We start from the raw sequence: 15,674 nt of genomic DNA, 5'->3' as shown, positions 1-15,674 counted from the left end.
GACGCCGAAGCGTCCCTTGCATGTTCTTGCGAGAGGGTTTCTCACCTGACCCCGACGGGGGCTGCTGTCAGGTGAGCGCCGGCTCCGCCTGGGGTACATCGATGTCGATGCCGTCGAACGGCGAATCGCCATGGTGCTGTGCGGCGGCAGCGCTCAACGCGTCGTTCTCGGACTGAATCCGTACGAGCTCGGATTCGAGGTCCTGGACGCGCTGCTGAAGCCGTCGCATCTCGGCGAGGAGTCGCGGGTCAGAACCGCCGACGTAACCGAGAAGCGCCTTTGCCATGATGGATGGGCCTCCACACTGAGTGACCGACCGAAGCGGTGTGGGTCGTGAGGGATTTCCGCACCCGCACTGCTGGCAGAGGTTCTTCCGCACTGTGTTTTTCACTGCCAAACAGCCAAGGTGCGCGGGGCTTCCAGAGTCTCACCAAAAAGTTTGACGGTCAACACGATCACAGCCCGTCATCGCCGGACGGCCCAGGGGCGAGCGTCCGCATCTGGTGCGACGCCGCCTCTCCTGCGGCCCCGGAGGGCGTGGAGATCATTGTTAACGCGGCAGCTTGGCATGGGACCCCGCTTCTTGGCAACCATCGGTGGATTCCCGCCAAAAGCATGTGCCGGAGGCATACAGGCAGGCCGGACCGCGCCTTGGCCGTCGGGATCTCGGCATACCTCTACCCGTTCAAGATCGACCAGGAATGGTCAAGATCGTTCGGGCTCTCTCGGAACGTCGCACGGGCGGCCGTGATCACCGGACGGCGAAGGTGTCGTATCCGCCCCGCGGTGTGCCCCAAATCTCAGTGACTCCGTCAACACGGCCGGGCGTGTCGTCGGAACGCAGCCACACCAGCAAACGGTGGCAATTATCACGTGATCCCTCTGCGACGATCTGCACCCTGCCGTCGTCCAGATTCAGCGCGAAGCCCCTGAGGTCCCCGATCTCCAGAGCGTTTGCCCTGGTGAACCAGCGGAAGCCAACTCCCTGTACTCGACCGCGCACCCAGACGGTGATCCGTACGTCTTCGTTCATGCGTGCAAGCTAATGGGCGAATACGGCACTGAGCACTTCGCACCCACCCCGCTTGGCGTACAGTCCCGTCGCAATGAGCGTCACTCGAATGGGTGAAACGCATTGTCGTTGCGAGCGGTGCGGGAGCAGTCACGCGCACCTGAGTACATCGAGGAAGGCGCAGCAGATGGGACGCCATAGTCGCTCGGCCGGCGCACCCGCCGCTGAGGACCACGCGGCCGGTGCGGCAGGTCGGCACCGGGGCGCGGGCCGAGGCCGGAAGAAGGGAATCGGTGCTCCCGTACGCACCGGACTGCTCGGTGCCTCCGCCGCGATGGCCATGGGCGCCGTAGCCGTGGCGTCCGGGCTGCTGCCCGGCGGGGAGCAGTACACCGTCGGCGGTGGCAATCTGCCGGGCGAGCAGGTCCGCACCGCGGGCGCGCCCGAGCTCCAGCAGCAGGGGGGCTCGACCGCCGAGCCGACCGCCGAGGCCCCCGCGCCGCCGAGCACCGGCGACGACGGGGCGAAGCAGCCGTCGAAGTCCGCATCGACGACGCCGGACAAGCCGTCCGCCTCCGCGAGCCCGTCGAAGTCGGCGAAGACCCCGGAGAAGCCCGAGAGCGACCCCACGCGGAGCCGGAGCGAGAAGGCGAGCACCAAGCCGGCCGGCAGTGCGCCGGCGCCCGAGAAGACCAGGGACCGCGTCACCACGCCGCCGCAGACCCCGCAGCCGTCCAGCACCGCCCCGTCCGGCGCCGAGGCGGAAGTCCTCGCGCTGGTCAACGAGGAGCGGGCGAAGGTCGGCTGCCGACCGCTGCGCGCCGACAAGGCTCTGAACGGTCTCGCCGAGGCGTTCAGCAAGGACATGGCGGACCGGGGCTACTTCGACCACACCGACCCCGACGGCGACACTCCCTGGGACCGCGCCGACCAGGCGGGCGTGAGGAACCTGGGCGGCGAGAACATAGCCCGGGGCCAGGCAGACGCGCAGGCGGTCATGGCGTCCTGGATGGCCAGTGAGGGCCACCGGGAGAACATCCTGAACTGCGACTACAAGACCATCGGCATCGGCGCGCACTTCGCCGACGGCGGCCCGTGGTGGACCCAGGACTTCGGCTTCTGAGCCACCGGCGGTGGCGTCCGCGCCGCCCCGTGCACGCGCACGCGCACGACCGAGCGAGGCCCGCGACAGTACGACGTCGCGGGCCTCGTCCATGTCCCGGGCCCGCGCGGCGGTACGGGGCCGGACCGCGGGGCGGCGTTACGGGGCGAGGCGGGGCGGGCGGGTACGGGGCGGGCGCTGGCAGCGGGGGCAGAAGTAGCTCGACCGGTTCATCCAGGGGCGGCGGCGGATCAGGGTGCCGCAGCGGCGGCACGGTTCGCCCTCGCGGCCGTACACGTCCAGCGACCGGCCGAAGTAGCCGGACTCGCCGTTCACGTTGACGTAGAGGCTGTCGAAGCTGGTGCCGCCGTCCGCGAGCGCGGCGTGCAGCACGTCCCGTACGTGGCCGAGCAGTTCGACCGAGCGGGGACGGGGCAGCGAGGCCGTCGGCCGGTCGTAGTGGAGCTTGGCGCGCCACAGCGCCTCGTCCGCGTAGATGTTGCCGACGCCGCTGATGAGGGACTGGTCGAGCAGCGCGCGCTTGATCGTCGTACGGCGCAGCCGCAGCGCGGCGTAGAAGGCGGCGTCGTCGAACTCCGGGTCGAGCGGATCGCGTGCGATGTGGGCGATGACGTCCGGCAGTCCGTCGGGGGTGTTCTCGTGCAGCGAGAGTCCGCCGAAGGTGCGCTGGTCGACGAAGCGGAGTTCGGTGCCGAGGTCGTCCTCGAAGCGGATCCGGATCCGCAGGTGCTTCTCGTCCGGGGCGGATTCCGGCTGGACGAGGAGCTGGCCGCTCATGCCGAGGTGCCCCAGGACCGAGGAGTCCGTGTCGGCGAGCGGCAGCCAGAGGTACTTGCCGCGGCGGCGGGCGACACCGACACGGTGCCCCTTCAGGCGCGCGGCGAAGTCCTCGCCGCCGGCCACGTGGCGCCGTACGGAGCGGGGATGCAGCACCTGCGTGTCGGCCACCGTCCGCCCCGCGACCCAGCGTTCGAGTCCGCGCCGTACGACTTCGACCTCGGGCAGCTCGGGCACGATGCTCCTTCAGGGGGCGGTGGGGACGGTGAGTCCGGCGGCTTCGGAAGCAACTGGCCGAACACGGGGCGGGAGTTGGGAACGCCGACCGGAGTTGGGGACGGCCGGGCGGCGCGGACACGAGCTGCGCCCCTCGTGCCGTATCGACACAAGGGGCGCACCGGGAAGGGAACGTAACAGCTCAGCCCAGGGTCAGGACTTGGCCGCGTCGGCGGATTCCGAAGCCGTCGCCGAAGAGGTGTCGGCGGCCTCTTCAGAAACGACGCCGGCACCGGCCGCGGCCTCGGTCCCGACTGCCGCCTTCGCCGCCGTGGCCCGTTCGTCCGCGTCGGCCCGGATGGACCGCCACGCGGTCTCCGCGGCCTGCTGTTCCGCTTCCTTCTTGCTGCGGCCGGTGCCGGTGCCGTACGAGACACCACCGACGCGGGCGGCAGCGGTGAAGGTCTTCTCGTGGTCCGGGCCGGTCTCCGTGACGAGGTACTCGGGCACGCCGAGACTCTCCGCCGCGGTCAGTTCCTGCAGACTGGTCTTCCAGTCCAGACCAGCACCGAGGTTCGAGGACTTCTCGATGAGTGGGTCGAAGAGCCGGTGCACCAGCTCGGACGCCGCGTCGAGGCCCTGATCGAGATAGACCGCGCCGATCACCGCTTCAAGGGTGTCGGCGAGGATGGACGCCTTGTCCCTGCCTCCCGTGCCCTCTTCACCACGGCCGAGCCGGATGAAGGAGCCGAGTTCAAGGCCGCGCCCCACTTGCGCCAGCGCACGCGAATTGACCACCGCGGCCCGCAACTTGGCCAGTTGGCCTTCGGGCAGGTCGGGGTGGATGCGGTACAGCGTGTCGGTGACCACCAGACCGAGCACCGAATCCCCGAGGAATTCGAGCCGTTCGTTGGTGGGCAGACCACCGTTCTCGTACGCGAACGAGCGATGGGTCAGCGCACGTACCAGAAGGGCGGACTCCAGCTGATAGCCGAGCCGCCCTTCCAGAAGCGTGTGGGACGAGGCTGTGCTGACGTTGTCTGCCTTCTTGGCACTGGACAGTTCAGACATCGAGCCTCTCACCAGCCGCTCAGACCTCGAGGACCTGGCGCTTGTTGTAGGTGCCGCAACTCGGGCACGCGATGTGCTGGAGCTTCGGCTCCTGGCAACGCTCACACGAAACCAGGGTGGGGACCGCAGCCTTCCACTGCGACCGGCGGTGGCGCGTGTTGCTGCGCGACATCTTCCGCTTCGGAACAGCCACGGCTACTTCTCCTGCTTCTCGTCGGCACCCGGGTCGGCGCCGTCCATGTTGTCCTTCTCGCCGTCCTTGATGGTTTCGGCGAGTCCTTGCAGTGACGCCCACCGGATGTCGACGGCGTCGTGGTGATGGTCCGGGTTCTCGTCCAGCCTGATTCCGCACTCGGAGCACAGGCCGGCACAGGTCTCCCGGCACACCGGCTGCATCGGCAGTGCGAGCACCACCGCGTCACGCAGCACAGGTTCGAGGTCGAGCAGTCCGTCCTCGATGAAGAACCTGTCCTCGTCGTCCTCGGCGTCGTCGGCCGGTTCCGCCTGCTTGCTGCGGCCCCGGTCGTCGGCGTCAGGGTACGAGAACATCTCCTGGAAGTCCGCTGCCACGTCCTGGCGCACCGGCTCCAGACACCTTACGCACTCCCCCTCGGCGGTCGCACGGGCGGTGCCCGTGACGAGCACGCCCTCCATGACCGACTCCAGCCGCATCCTGAGCTCGATCGGCGCACCTTCCGGCACTCCGATCACGCCGTCGATGCCGAAGTCCTTGGGCGCCGCCGCGGAGCGGGTCAGCCGCTTGAGCGCGCCCGGACGCCGACCCAGCTCGTGTGTGTCGAACACGAGGGGGTCGCGGTGGTCGAGGCGGGCGTTCAGGGCTGCTCCTGCTTTCGAGTCGTGGGGTGGCCCGCCGGGTCGCTTGACGAGGGGGCGGCCGGATCGCGGACATCACGCGACCGAAGAGCCAGGATACTTGACGGGCCGCCGTTGGCCCAATCCGGCCGGACGCGGGCCCCGGGGGCGTACGGGGCACCGCGCGGGTTCAGCGGCCCTGCTCGTAACGGCGCAGCTGCTCCATGTCGATCATGCTGGTGTCGAAGAGGCTGGTCTCGTCGAGGGCGCCCTGCGGGTCCTGCGGCTGCTGCTGGGGCAGCTGAGGCTGCTGCTGTGCCTGGGCGTCGGGGTGCTGCTGCCAGTCCTGCGCCGCCTGGTCGTAGTTCTGCCCGTAGCCCTGGCTGTAGTTCGGGTCGTAGCCGGCGGGGTCGTAGACCGGCTGCTGCTGGGCCTGCTGGTACGCGTACGGATCCTGCTGCTGGTAGGCGTACGCGTCCTGCTGCTGGTAGCCGCCGTAGGCCGCGTCCGCGTACTGCTGCGGGGCCGCGGCGGGGTCGGCGTACTGCTGCGGGGCCTGCGCCTGCGCGGGGATCGGGATCTGGACCGGCTGCTCCGGGACCTGGTGGGCGGCGGCTCCGGCGCTCTGCGGCGACTGCTGCCCCGACACCTCGGCGAGACCGGACAGATAGTCCGCGTCGCTGGTGTGCCCCTGGTGCCCCGCCGCGTCCTGCTCCGCCATGTGCAGGCCCAGATCGTCGGTGGCGACCCGGCCGTGCAGCTTCTGCCGGCCGCGGCCGACCGCGTCGAGGGTCTTGGAGAGGACGGCCTCGAAGGCGCCGAGCTTGGCGTCGACGTAGTCGTCCGCGCGGCGGATCAGGGTGTCGGGGTCGGCGCTGTACTCAGGGGCGTCCTCGTCGGCGTACCCCTCCTCGTCCAGCCCCGGGCCGCGGCCGAGCAGCTTCTCGCGGCCACGGTCCACGGAGCCGATGGTCTTGTTGAGCACGACCTCGAAGTTCGCGAGCTTGGAGTCCACGTAGTCGTCGGCCTCGGCGCGGATCTCCTCCGCGTCCCTGCGGGCCTCGGCGAGGATGCGGTCCGCCTCTTCCTGGGCGGTGCGGGCGATCACGGTCTCGGAGATCAGCGTGGACCGCTCCGCGTGGGCCGCCTGGACGATGCGCTCGGCCTCCTGGCGGGCCTGCTCGGAGAGCTGCTCGTGGCCGCCGAGCAGCTCCTGGGCCTGGGCGAGGGAGCCTGGCAGGGCCTCGCGTACTTCGTCGAGCAGCGCGAGCAGTTCGCTGCGGTTGACCACGCAGGAGGCCGACATGGGCATGGAACGGGCGTTCCCCACCGTGTCGACGATCTCGTCGAGCTTCTTCTGCACGTCCACCGTGTGCTCGCCACTCTCTACAGCCGGGTTGGAGACGGACGCAACGACTGTACGGCCACTCGGCGCGCGCCCGACACCAGATGATGCGCCGTCAGTCGCGGACCCGGTCCGCCGCCCCGGTCAGCGCCCCGTCCCTCACTTGTTCCCCAGGCGCTCGGTCAGTGCCTCGTGTACGAGCGGAGGCAGCAGATGGGACACGTCTCCGCCCCAGGTCGCGACCTCTTTGACGAGCGAGGAGGAGAGGAAGCTGTAGATGGGGTTGGTCGGCACGAAGAGGGTCTCGACGCCGGACAGGCCGTTGTTCATCTGGGCCATCTGCAACTCGTAGTCGAAGTCGCTGACGGCGCGCAGGCCCTTGACGATGGCAGGGATGTCGCGCTGCTTGCAGAAGTCGACGAGGAGGCCGTGGAAGGCCTCGACCTCGACGTTGCCGAATTCGGCGGTGACCTGGCGGATCAGATCGATCCGTTCGTCGACGCCGAACAGTCCCTTCTTGGACTGGTTGATCATCACGGCGACGTGTACGACGTCGTACAGCTTGGAGGCACGGCCAATGATGTCGAGGTGACCATTGGTGATGGGGTCGAAGGACCCCGGACAGACGGCGCGGCGCAACTGAATTCCCTCGCTCTCCGGTCCGGTCATCGGGCGTCTTCGGGTGCGGCGGCGCGACCGTACCAAAGGGTTCCTTCGCCGTAGCGGCGTGCCCGCAACGGTTCGAACCCCTTCGGCCAGGTGAACTCCCCACCTCTGGTGCTGCGCTCCACGGTGGCGACGGCTTCGTCATTGAGCCAGCCCTCGGAGCGGAGTGTGAGGAGGATCTCGCGAAGATCGTCATCGGTGACGGCGTACGGCGGGTCGAGGAAGACGATGTCGTACGGGGCCCCGGGGGGCGGTCCTGTCACGATCTGCTCGGCTTTGCCCGTACGGACCTCGGCGCCCGGCAGTCCGAGCGCACGGACGTTGTCCCGGACGGTGCGGGCCGCCCGCGCGTCCGCCTCCACAAGGAGGGTGTGCGCGGCGCCGCGCGAGAGGGCTTCCAGGCCGACGGCGCCGGAGCCGGCGTACAGGTCGGCGACACGGAGACCGTCGAAGGTGCCGAGCAGCGCCTCCCAGGTGGAGAAGAGACCTTCGCGCGCTCGGTCGGAGGTGGGGCGGGTGCCGTTGCCCGGGGGGACGGCGAGACGGCGTCCGCCGGCGGCACCGGCGATCACGCGGGTCATGGGTGTCGGGTCCTCGGTTCGTGGAGTGCCGGAGCGGCCGCGGGCCGCCCGTGCGTCGCCACCCACGATATGGCGTCACCCGGGGCACGGCCCGCCGGGAACGGGCACGGTGGCCGCCGGGAGCGCGCCGGGGCCGCTGGGCGGGGCTGTAAGGCCCGCTCAGCCCTTGTCGAGATACTGCTCTCGCTCCGTGTCCAGCAGGGCGTCCAGGGCCGTACGCAGCTCCGGGAAGGTGTCGAGCTCCGGGTCCTCGGCGACGACGGCGACGGCCTCCTCCCTGGCCGCGGCGATGACCTCCTCGTCCTCGATGACGGCGAGCATCCGCAGCGAGGAGCGGACACCGGACTGGGCCTGGCCGAGGACATCGCCCTCGCGGCGCTGTTCGAGGTCGATACGGGAGAGCTCGAAGCCGTCGAGGGTGGAGGCGACCGCGCCGAGACGGGCCCGCGCGGGGCTCGCCTCCGGCATCTCCGAGACCAGGAGGCAGAGCCCCGGGGCGGAGCCTCGGCCCACCCGGCCGCGCAGCTGGTGCAGCTGCGAGACGCCGAACCGGTCCGCGTCCATGATCACCATCGCGGTGGCGTTGGGAACGTTGACGCCGACCTCGATGACGGTGGTCGCGACCAGGACGTCCACCTCGCCCGCCGTGAAGCGGCGCATCACGTCGTCCTTGTCATCGGGCTGCATGCGGCCGTGCAGCACCTCCGTACGGAGGCCGGTCAGCGGTCCGCCGGCGAGCTGCTTCGCGATGTCCAGCACGGCCAGCGGCGGACGCTTGTCCCCGTCAGCCTCGGCCGCCTTCGCCGCGGCCTTCTTCTTGGGCTCGTCCTCGCCGTCACCGATCCGGGGGCAGACGACATACGCCTGGTGCCCCTTGCCGACCTCCTCGCGCACCCGCTCCCAGGCGCGGGCCAGGAAGTGCGGCTTGTCCTGGGCGGGGACGACATGCGAGGCGATCGGGGAGCGGCCGGCGGGCAGTTGGTCCAGCACGGACGTCTCCAGGTCTCCGAAGACGGTCATCGCGACCGTACGCGGAATGGGCGTCGCCGTCATGACCAGCAGATGCGGCGGCTGCTTTCCTTTGGAGCGCAGCGCGTCGCGCTGCTCGACCCCGAACCGGTGCTGCTCGTCCACGACGACCAGACCGAGGTCGTGGAACCGCACCTTGTCCTCGATCAGCGCGTGCGTGCCGATCACGATCCCCGCCTCGCCGGTGGCCAGGTCCAGCAGTGCGTGACGGCGCGCCGCGGCGCCCATGGAGCCCGTGAGCAGCACCACCTTGGTGGCGGTCTCCGCGCCGCCGAGCATGCCTCCCTCGGCGAGCTCTCCCATCATCTCGGTGATCGAACGGTGGTGCTGCTGGGCGAGTACCTCGGTCGGGGCGAGCATCGCCGCCTGGCCGCCCGCGTCCACCACCGTGAGCATCGCGCGCAGCGCCACCATCGTCTTGCCGGAGCCGACCTCGCCCTGAAGGAGGCGGTGCATGGGGTGCTCGGTCGCCAGGTCGTCGAAGATCTCGCGGGTGACCTTCGTCTGGCCCTCGGTGAGGGTGAAGGGCAACTTGGCGTCGAAGGCGTCGAGCAGGCCCCCGGCCACCGGTTTCCGCGCCACCGCCGGGAGCCCGGCGTCCGCGTGCCGGCGCCGGGCGAGGGCGACCTGGAGCACGAACGCCTCGTCCCACTTGAGCCGGTCCCTGGCCTCCGCGACATCGGCCTTGCTGTCGGGCCGGTGGATCTTCAGGAGGGCTTCGGGGAGCGTGACGAAACCGCGTCCCTCGCGGAGCGAGGGCGGCAGCGGGTCGACGGCCTCGGTGGCCCTCGGCAGCACCGCGTCAAGAGCCTTGGTGATCTTCCAGGACTCCAGGCCCTTGCAGGCCGGATAGATCGGGATCAGCTTGCCCGCGAAGTCGTCCACGGCCTCGTCCCCGCTGTCCCTGCCCAGCGGCACATACGTGGGATGGGCGAGCTGGAGCTTCCGGTTGAACATCGAGACCTTGCCCGCGAACATGCCGCGGCTGCCGGGCAGCAGGTCCTTGTGCGGCTTGTGGATACCCCGGCCGAAGAAGACCAGTTGGAGCCGGCCGCTGCCGTCGGTGAGGGTGATCTCCAGCCGCTGGCCCCGGCCGCCGTTGAACTTCAGGACGCGGGAGTCGGCGACCTGGGCGACGACCGTGACGTCCTCGTCCAGCGGGAGGTCGGCGAGGCGGGTGAGCTGGCCCCGCTCCTCGTACCGCCTCGGGTAGTGGTGCAGCAGATCACCGACCGTGTGCAGGTCGAGCTGCTCGGCCATCACCTTCGCGGTGGCGGGACCGAGCGTCTTCTTGAGGGATTCATCCAGCGCGGACACACGATCCATTGCACACCACATCACTGACATCCGTCGCGCACCTGTGGACAACTCCAGGTCGGAGGCGGGTCATGCGGACTGGCCGGGCAGACAGAGGTCCGGGCCGGTTCAGCGGCTCACCGCCGGACCTCGGTGACCGCGGTGAGCAGGACGGCGCAGTCCTCCAGGGCCGTCAGGCCGTGGCGCTCGTGCGGGATCGGGCCCACCTGTCCGGCGATCATGTCCTGGTCGCCGGACTTCTTCGTCAGCCGTACGCGGCCGTGCAGCACCTGAAGGCTGGCCGCCGGGGGCGCGTTGTGCTCGTCGAGGGCCGAGCCGGAGGTCAGCGCGATGACGGTCTGCCGCAGCGGTCCGTCGTGCAGGAAGAGGTGCGCACTGCGGCCGTGGGCGCTGGCGCGCGCGTCGTCGAGCTGGTTGCGGGCGATCAGGGTCAGGTCGTCCATCGCTGGGCCTCTCACCTCGGGCGGTGCGCGCGTCTGTCGTGAGCCGCTTACCCACCATCGTCACAGGTACCGCGCCCCGTGCAAGCCGTGGCCGAGGCGGGCGGTATGCGCGTACGGCCGCGCTCCGCGCCTACTCGACGCCGATCAGCAGCGGCACCGACTGACGGCCGCCCCGGTAGACGACCGTGTCGACGGCCAGGTGCCCGTCCCGTACGTGGCGCTCCAGGCGCTCCGCGAGCGCGTCCGGTACGTCCTCGCCGAGAACGAGGGTGACCAGTTCGCCGCCCGCCGACAGCATCCGGTTGAGCACGGCCTCGGCGGTGGAGGCGAGTTCGGCGCCGATCACCGCGACGTCGCCGTCGATCAGCCCGAGCAGGTCGCCGGCCTGGCAGATGCCCGCCGTGGTCCAGGACTGCCGCTCGGCGACGGCCAGTTCGGCGTAGCGGGTGGCGCCGGCCGCCGACGTCATGGCCACTACGTCCTCGTCGAAGCGGCGGTCGGGCTCGTGCACGGCGAGCGCGGCGATGCCCTGAACGGCCGCCCTGGTCGGGATGAGGGCGACCCGGATGCCTTCGGCGCGGGCCTGCTCGGCGGCAGCGGCGGCGGTGTGGCGCAGTTCCGTGTCGTTCGGCAGGAGCACCACCTCATGCGCGTGGGCACGCCGGATGGCGTCGACCAGCTCGCCGCTGGCCGGTGGCTCCCCCGGGCGCGCCAGCACCGTCGTGGCTCCCGCCTCGGCACACAGCCCGGCCAGCCCCTCGCCCGGGACCACGGCCACCACGGCGCGCTGCGCCCGCTCCCGGCGGTGCCCGGCAGCCGCCGCGCCGAAGTGTGTGATGCGGATCCGGTACGGGCGTCCCGCCTCGACGCCGGCCTCCACGGCTGCGCCCGCGTCGTCCACGTGGACGTGGACGTTCCACAGCCCGTCGCCGCCGCCGACGACGAGGGAGTCGCCGAGCGCGTCGAGGCGGCGGCGGAGCCGGGCGATACCGGTCTCGTCCGTCTCCAGGAGGTAGATCACCTCGAAGGCGGGGCCGACGGGGCCGTCGTCGGCCTCGCAGGACTCCACGACGGCGGGCAGTTCGTGCGGGCGTGCGGCCGGTGCGCCGAGGGACGGGGCGTCGCCGGTGACGGCCTCGACGAGTGCGGCGAGGACGGCGAGCAGGCCCCGTCCGCCGGCGTCGACGACACCGGCGCGACCGAGGACGGCCAGCTGTCCGGGCGTCGCGTCGAGCGCGATGCGGGCCCCGGCGTAGGCCGCGTGGACGGCCGCCCCGTCGCCGTACGCCGCGCCGTCCTGGTCCGCGCCGTCACGGGCGTCTCCCGCGCCGTCGTCCCGTGCTCGCGCCGCGGCGTCCGCCGCCGCCGACGCCACCGTGAGGATCGTGCCCTCGACCGGATGCGCGACGGCCTCGCGCGCCAGCTGCGCCGCCCTGCGCAGCGCCCTCGCCAGCTGGTCGCCGCCGCCTTCGGCCGCTCCGTCGGCCCGGGTGGCGGCCCCGTCCGCGGTCTCTTTCCGGGCTTCGCCGAGGATCTCCGCCATGCCGCGCAGCAGCTGCGCGAGGATCGTCCCGGAGTTGCCCCGGGCGCCGATCAGCGCCCCGTGCGCCATGGCCCGTACGGTGTCGGGCAGGTCCGGTACGGACGTGCCCGTCGCGTGCGCGTCGAAGACGGCCTCGACGGCCTGCGCCGCGGACTCCACGGTCAGATAGAGATTGGTGCCGGTGTCCCCGTCGGCGACCGGATAGACGTTGATCGCGTCGATCTCCTCGCGGTCCCGGCCCAGGGCGTCCAGCGCCAGCGAGCACCAGGTACGCACCGCTGCGGCGTCGAGGATGTGCGGCACCTGGGGGTCCTCCTTGGCGGCCTGGGCTGCGAACTGCACCGCAGAGTAGTCCGCCCGCACCGTAGTGGCAGGTGGGAAGGGGGGCGGGACGAGGGTGGGTGCGGACATGGTAGTTTCGTTCAACCGGACAGGGCGTTGTATGCTCCTCCGGTTGCCCGGCGAGAGTCGGGCCACCTCCCCCGGCGCAGCCGACATCGGTCAAAGATTCTGTCGCGCCGGAATTCACCGTAAGTGCATCTGAAGTCTTTGGAGTGACCCGTGGCTGCCAACTGCGACGTCTGCGGCAAGGGGCCGGGCTTCGGCAACAACATTTCGCACTCGCACCGCCGTACGTCCCGTCGCTGGAACCCGAACATCCAGCGCGTGCGTGCCGTGGTCGGTCGGACGCCGAAGCGGCTCAACGTCTGCACCTCGTGCATCAAGGCCGGCAAGGTCTCGCGCTGACGTTCTCGTCGTGGCGCAGCCCCTGCGGTTGCCTTGAAAGCCGGTCCACCTCGGTGGACCGGCTTTTTGTCGTGCCCAACTGCCGCACCGTGTTGGGGTAGTTGGCCCGCCGGACCACGTCGGCACACGGCAGGCAACGGGCGTCAGCGGAAGCGCCAGGCGTGGTCCACGGGGCCGATACCGCCGCCCAGCGGGAAGCCGGCCGCGATCGCGCCCGTCACGTACCTCTTCGCGGCGACGACGGCTTCCAGGACCCCCTGCCCCGTCCCCAGCCCCGCCGCGATCGCCGAGGCGAGCGTGCAGCCCGTCCCGTGCGTGTGCCGGTTGTCGTGACGCGGCGCGCGCAGCCAGTGTTCCTCGCTGCCGTCCGTCAGCAGATCCACGGCGTCCCCCGGCAGATGCCCGCCCTTGATCAGCGCCCAGCGCGGCCCGAAGCTGAGCACGGCGCCCGCCGCGCGCCGCATCCCGTCCTCGTCCCGCACCTCCACACCGGTCAGCTGCGCCACCTCGTCGAGGTTCGGCGTCGCGACGGTCGCCGTCGGCAGCAGCTTCTTCCGTACGGAGTCCAGCGCCGAGGCCGCGAGCAGCGAGTCTCCGTGCTTGGAGACCCCGACCGGATCGACGACCACGGGGGCGTCGGTCTCCGCGAGGAGTTCGGCGACGGTCTCCACCAGCGCCGCCGACGAGAGCATGCCGGTCTTGACCGCCTGGACACCGATGTCGTCCACGACGCTGCGGTACTGAGCCCGTACCGCTTCCACGGGCAGGTCCCAAGCGCCTTGCACGCCGCGCGAGTTCTGCGCCGTGACGGCCGTGAGCACGCTCATGCCGTGCACGCCGAACGCCAGCATCGTCTTGAGGTCGGCCTGGATGCCCGCACCGCCGCCGGAGTCGGACCCGGCGACGGTGAGAACGCGGGCGGGCGCACGGCCCGCCCCCGGGGGTACGGAGGGCGCGACCGGCTCGGAGGATATGGGCATCCCCCGAATCTACTCGGCCCGGTCCAGCACGCCCTAGTCCCCGAAGTGGTCCCAGCCGCCCTTGCTCGTCCACGGCGCCCCGTCGACCGTCACCTGCGGCAGCGCCGACGGGTTGAGGACCTCGCCGATCACCTTCCACCTGGCGGGGAGCTTGGCGTCCGAGGGGAACGTCGCCACGATCGCGTGGTCCTCTCCCCCGGTCAGCACCCACTGGAGCGGATCCACGCCCACCGCCTGCCCGATGTCGTTCATCTGCGACGGGATGTCGATGAGCCCCGACCGCAGATCGATACGGACCTTGCTGGCCTCGGCGATGTGCCCGAGGTCGGCGACGAGGCCGTCGCTCACGTCCGTCATCGCCGTGGCGCCGAGTCCCGCCGCCGCCGGCCCCGCGTGGTACGGCGGTTCGGGCCGCCGGTGCGCCTCGACAAAGGCACGCGGTGACCTGAATCCCCGCGACAGCACGGCGTGCCCGGCGGCGGACCAGCCCAACCACCCGGTGTACGCGACGACATCGCCCGGCTGCGCGCCCGACCTGGTCACCGGATCGTGGTTGCGGAGATCGCCGAGCGCGGTGATCGCGAGGGTGATCGTCTCGCCCCGTACGACGTCGCCGCCGACCACCGCCGCGCCCGCGACCTGGCACTCGTCGCGGATGCCGTCCATCAGCTCGGTGGGCCAGGTGACGGGGAGTTCGGCCGGGACGACCAGGCCGAGCAGCAGCGCCGTCGGGACCGCCCCCATCGCCGCGATGTCGGCGAGATTCTGCGCGGCGGCCTTCCTTCCCACGTCGTACGCGGTCGACCAGTCGCGGCGGAAGTGCCGCCCTTCAAGGAGGAGGTCCGTACTCGCCACGACCCTGCGGTCGGGTGCGGCCACTACCGCGGCGTCGTCGCCCGGCCCGAGCCGGACCGCCGGGGTGGTGGTGAGCCGGGAAGTGAGCTCCCTGATGAGTCCGAACTCCCCCAACTCGCCCACGGTGCCCTTCACCGAGTCCCACCTCTCGTCGTGCGGCCGGCAACTCCGGCCGGCCTGGTTGTCCGGCCGGGGTTCCGGCCCCCTGCGTCGGCCCGGTGCCCGCAGTCGTGGACCGCCGTCGCTCTCGGTCCGTTCGGCCCGTACGTCAACTTCACCGCTCCGTGCGTCACGCCGCCGGTGCCGCCGTACGCGCAGGTCTCCCCGCGGCACTGGGTGACGCGATACCGTGGCGTCCCTTCTCCCCACAAGATCCTCGTGGCCGCCCTGGAGGTTCCGTGGTACAGGCGTACATCCTTATTCAGACCGAGGTGGGCAAGGCGACGGTCGTCGCCGAGACCATCGCGAAGATCCCTGGAGTGATACATGCCGAGGACGTCACCGGTCCCTACGACGTGATCGTGCGTGCCCAGTCCGACACCGTGGACGACCTCGGTCGCATGGTGGTCGCCAAAGTCCAGCAAGTGGACGGGATCACCCGCACCCTGACCTGCCCGGTCGTGCACCTGTAGCCCCCGTCTACGCTTGGCCGGTGACCCTTCCGCTGCGCAGGCTATCCGGCCCCCGATTCGCCCGCCTGCCCGCCGTCCTCGTACTCGCCGTGACAGTCGGCTGCTCCTCCACGGACGCCCCGGCATCCGTCCCGGTTCCCGGTCCTCCGGCGGAGGAGGCGGCTTTCTGCCGCGCACTGGACAAGGAGCTGCCGAAGAGCGTCGACGGGCACGACCGGAATGATCCGGAGCCGGATTCCGCGCTGACCGCCGGGTGGGGAGACGCCGCGATCGTACTGCGCTGCGGCGTCCCCCGGCCCGAGCGGATGAGCGACCCCCAGGCGAAGGGGGTGGACGTGGACGGCGTCAACTGGATGCTGGAGGAACGGGATTCGGGGCCCCGGTTCACCACCACGTACCGCAAGACGTACGTCGAGGTCACCCTCGGCGACCAGTACCTGCACGACGCCGGTCCGCTCTCGGACTTCGCGGGACCGGTCGCCGACACGGTCCCGCCCAGTCTCTAGCCGGGCCCGCACGGGGCG

The 15,674-nt window shown here is 70.9% G+C and carries 18 protein-coding genes; 4 read left to right on the top strand and 14 right to left on the bottom strand.

Annotated elements, in window-relative coordinates:
- Positions 1-67: 67 nt before the first annotated feature.
- Positions 68-286, bottom strand: a complete 219-nt coding sequence (locus ACFWV8_RS07910) for a hypothetical protein (RefSeq protein WP_189105231.1) — start codon at positions 284-286, stop codon at positions 68-70.
- Positions 287-751: 465 nt separating this feature from the next.
- Entirely contained in the window at positions 752-1,033 is a 282-nt protein-coding gene (locus ACFWV8_RS07905; protein ID WP_384198889.1) for an acylphosphatase, read from the bottom strand.
- 166 nt (positions 1,034-1,199) lie between these two features.
- On the opposite strand from ACFWV8_RS07905, the gene ACFWV8_RS07900 reads away from it, so the two are divergent.
- Positions 1,200-2,135, top strand: a complete 936-nt coding sequence (locus ACFWV8_RS07900) for a CAP domain-containing protein (RefSeq protein WP_384198888.1) — start codon at positions 1,200-1,202, stop codon at positions 2,133-2,135.
- A 138-nt stretch (positions 2,136-2,273) separates the two neighbouring features.
- On the opposite strand, the gene mutM is transcribed toward ACFWV8_RS07900, so the two are convergent.
- From mutM to ACFWV8_RS07850, 10 genes are all read right to left on the bottom strand, one after another.
- The gene (gene mutM / locus ACFWV8_RS07895) at positions 2,274-3,149 is read right to left on the bottom strand and encodes a bifunctional DNA-formamidopyrimidine glycosylase/DNA-(apurinic or apyrimidinic site) lyase (RefSeq protein WP_384198887.1); all 876 of its coding nucleotides are present in this window, start codon (positions 3,147-3,149) and stop codon (positions 2,274-2,276) included.
- A gap of 192 nt (positions 3,150-3,341) precedes the next feature.
- Complete coding sequence (gene rnc / locus ACFWV8_RS07890; protein WP_384198886.1) at positions 3,342-4,199, bottom strand: ribonuclease III; 858 nt, start codon at positions 4,197-4,199, stop codon at positions 3,342-3,344.
- Positions 4,200-4,218: 19 nt separating this feature from the next.
- Entirely contained in the window at positions 4,219-4,392 is a 174-nt protein-coding gene (gene rpmF, locus ACFWV8_RS07885) for a 50S ribosomal protein L32 (RefSeq protein WP_003965982.1), read from the bottom strand.
- Positions 4,393-4,394: 2 nt separating this feature from the next.
- Positions 4,395-5,003 carry a DUF177 domain-containing protein gene (locus ACFWV8_RS07880; protein ID WP_329380995.1) on the bottom strand — a complete coding sequence of 203 codons (609 nt, stop codon included), beginning with the start codon at positions 5,001-5,003 and terminating at the stop codon, positions 4,395-4,397.
- A gap of 199 nt (positions 5,004-5,202) precedes the next feature.
- The gene (locus tag ACFWV8_RS07875; protein WP_384198885.1) at positions 5,203-6,381 is read right to left on the bottom strand and encodes a cell division initiation protein; all 1,179 of its coding nucleotides are present in this window, start codon (positions 6,379-6,381) and stop codon (positions 5,203-5,205) included.
- Between the two features lie 135 nt (positions 6,382-6,516).
- The gene (gene coaD / locus ACFWV8_RS07870; protein ID WP_329392238.1) at positions 6,517-6,996 is read right to left on the bottom strand and encodes a pantetheine-phosphate adenylyltransferase; all 480 of its coding nucleotides are present in this window, start codon (positions 6,994-6,996) and stop codon (positions 6,517-6,519) included.
- Positions 6,997-7,022: 26 nt separating this feature from the next.
- Positions 7,023-7,604 (bottom strand): 16S rRNA (guanine(966)-N(2))-methyltransferase RsmD, encoded by a 582-nt coding sequence (rsmD, locus tag ACFWV8_RS07865; protein ID WP_329380999.1) that lies wholly within the window; start codon positions 7,602-7,604, stop codon positions 7,023-7,025.
- A 159-nt stretch (positions 7,605-7,763) separates the two neighbouring features.
- Positions 7,764-9,959: an ATP-dependent DNA helicase RecG gene (gene recG / locus ACFWV8_RS07860; RefSeq protein WP_384198884.1), complete on the bottom strand. Its 2,196-nt coding sequence runs from the start codon at positions 9,957-9,959 to the stop codon at positions 7,764-7,766.
- A 107-nt stretch (positions 9,960-10,066) separates the two neighbouring features.
- Positions 10,067-10,393: a cupin gene (locus ACFWV8_RS07855; RefSeq protein WP_329381003.1), complete on the bottom strand. Its 327-nt coding sequence runs from the start codon at positions 10,391-10,393 to the stop codon at positions 10,067-10,069.
- A 130-nt stretch (positions 10,394-10,523) separates the two neighbouring features.
- On the bottom strand, positions 10,524-12,278 hold the full coding sequence (locus tag ACFWV8_RS07850; protein ID WP_384198883.1) for a DAK2 domain-containing protein: 1,755 nt from the start codon (positions 12,276-12,278) through the stop codon (positions 10,524-10,526).
- Positions 12,279-12,497: 219 nt separating this feature from the next.
- Between ACFWV8_RS07850 and rpmB the strand changes: the two genes are divergently transcribed.
- Positions 12,498-12,683 (top strand): 50S ribosomal protein L28, encoded by a 186-nt coding sequence (rpmB, locus tag ACFWV8_RS07845; protein ID WP_003957616.1) that lies wholly within the window; start codon positions 12,498-12,500, stop codon positions 12,681-12,683.
- A gap of 143 nt (positions 12,684-12,826) precedes the next feature.
- Here rpmB and thiD read toward each other — a convergent pair whose 3' ends face one another.
- A complete protein-coding gene (gene thiD, locus ACFWV8_RS07840) occupies positions 12,827-13,663 on the bottom strand; it encodes a bifunctional hydroxymethylpyrimidine kinase/phosphomethylpyrimidine kinase (protein WP_384198882.1) in 837 nt (278 codons plus the stop codon).
- A 33-nt stretch (positions 13,664-13,696) separates the two neighbouring features.
- A complete protein-coding gene (locus ACFWV8_RS07835; RefSeq protein ID WP_329381009.1) occupies positions 13,697-14,653 on the bottom strand; it encodes a thiamine-phosphate kinase in 957 nt (318 codons plus the stop codon).
- Positions 14,654-14,916: 263 nt separating this feature from the next.
- On the opposite strand from ACFWV8_RS07835, the gene ACFWV8_RS07830 reads away from it, so the two are divergent.
- Positions 14,917-15,150, top strand: coding sequence for an Lrp/AsnC family transcriptional regulator (locus tag ACFWV8_RS07830; RefSeq protein WP_189105243.1), 234 nt, complete (start codon positions 14,917-14,919; stop codon positions 15,148-15,150).
- A 20-nt stretch (positions 15,151-15,170) separates the two neighbouring features.
- The gene (locus ACFWV8_RS07825; RefSeq protein WP_384198881.1) at positions 15,171-15,656 is read left to right on the top strand and encodes a DUF3515 domain-containing protein; all 486 of its coding nucleotides are present in this window, start codon (positions 15,171-15,173) and stop codon (positions 15,654-15,656) included.
- The last annotated feature ends 18 nt before the right edge of the window (positions 15,657-15,674 follow it).

This window comes from Streptomyces sp. NPDC058665 (assembly GCF_042714995.1).
In the GTDB taxonomy this organism is placed as follows: Bacteria; Actinomycetota; Actinomycetes; order Streptomycetales; family Streptomycetaceae; genus Streptomyces.
This window is presented reverse-complemented; position numbering and strand designations above follow the sequence as displayed.

What these genes read in the sequence shown, in the direction of transcription:
- ACFWV8_RS07910 (WP_189105231.1), bottom strand. Translation starts at nt 286, where the DNA reads ATGGCAAAGGCGCTTCTCGGTTACGTCGGCGGTTCTGACCCGCGACTC.
- ACFWV8_RS07905 (WP_384198889.1), bottom strand. Translation starts at nt 1,033, where the DNA reads ATGAACGAAGACGTACGGATCACCGTCTGGGTGCGCGGTCGAGTACAG.
- ACFWV8_RS07900 (WP_384198888.1), top strand. Translation starts at nt 1,200, where the DNA reads ATGGGACGCCATAGTCGCTCGGCCGGCGCACCCGCCGCTGAGGACCAC.
- rnc (WP_384198886.1), bottom strand. Translation starts at nt 4,199, where the DNA reads ATGTCTGAACTGTCCAGTGCCAAGAAGGCAGACAACGTCAGCACAGCC.
- rsmD (WP_329380999.1), bottom strand. Translation starts at nt 7,604, where the DNA reads ATGACCCGCGTGATCGCCGGTGCCGCCGGCGGACGCCGTCTCGCCGTC.
- recG (WP_384198884.1), bottom strand. Translation starts at nt 9,959, where the DNA reads ATGGATCGTGTGTCCGCGCTGGATGAATCCCTCAAGAAGACGCTCGGT.
- ACFWV8_RS07855 (WP_329381003.1), bottom strand. Translation starts at nt 10,393, where the DNA reads ATGGACGACCTGACCCTGATCGCCCGCAACCAGCTCGACGACGCGCGC.
- thiD (WP_384198882.1), bottom strand. Translation starts at nt 13,663, where the DNA reads ATGCCCATATCCTCCGAGCCGGTCGCGCCCTCCGTACCCCCGGGGGCG.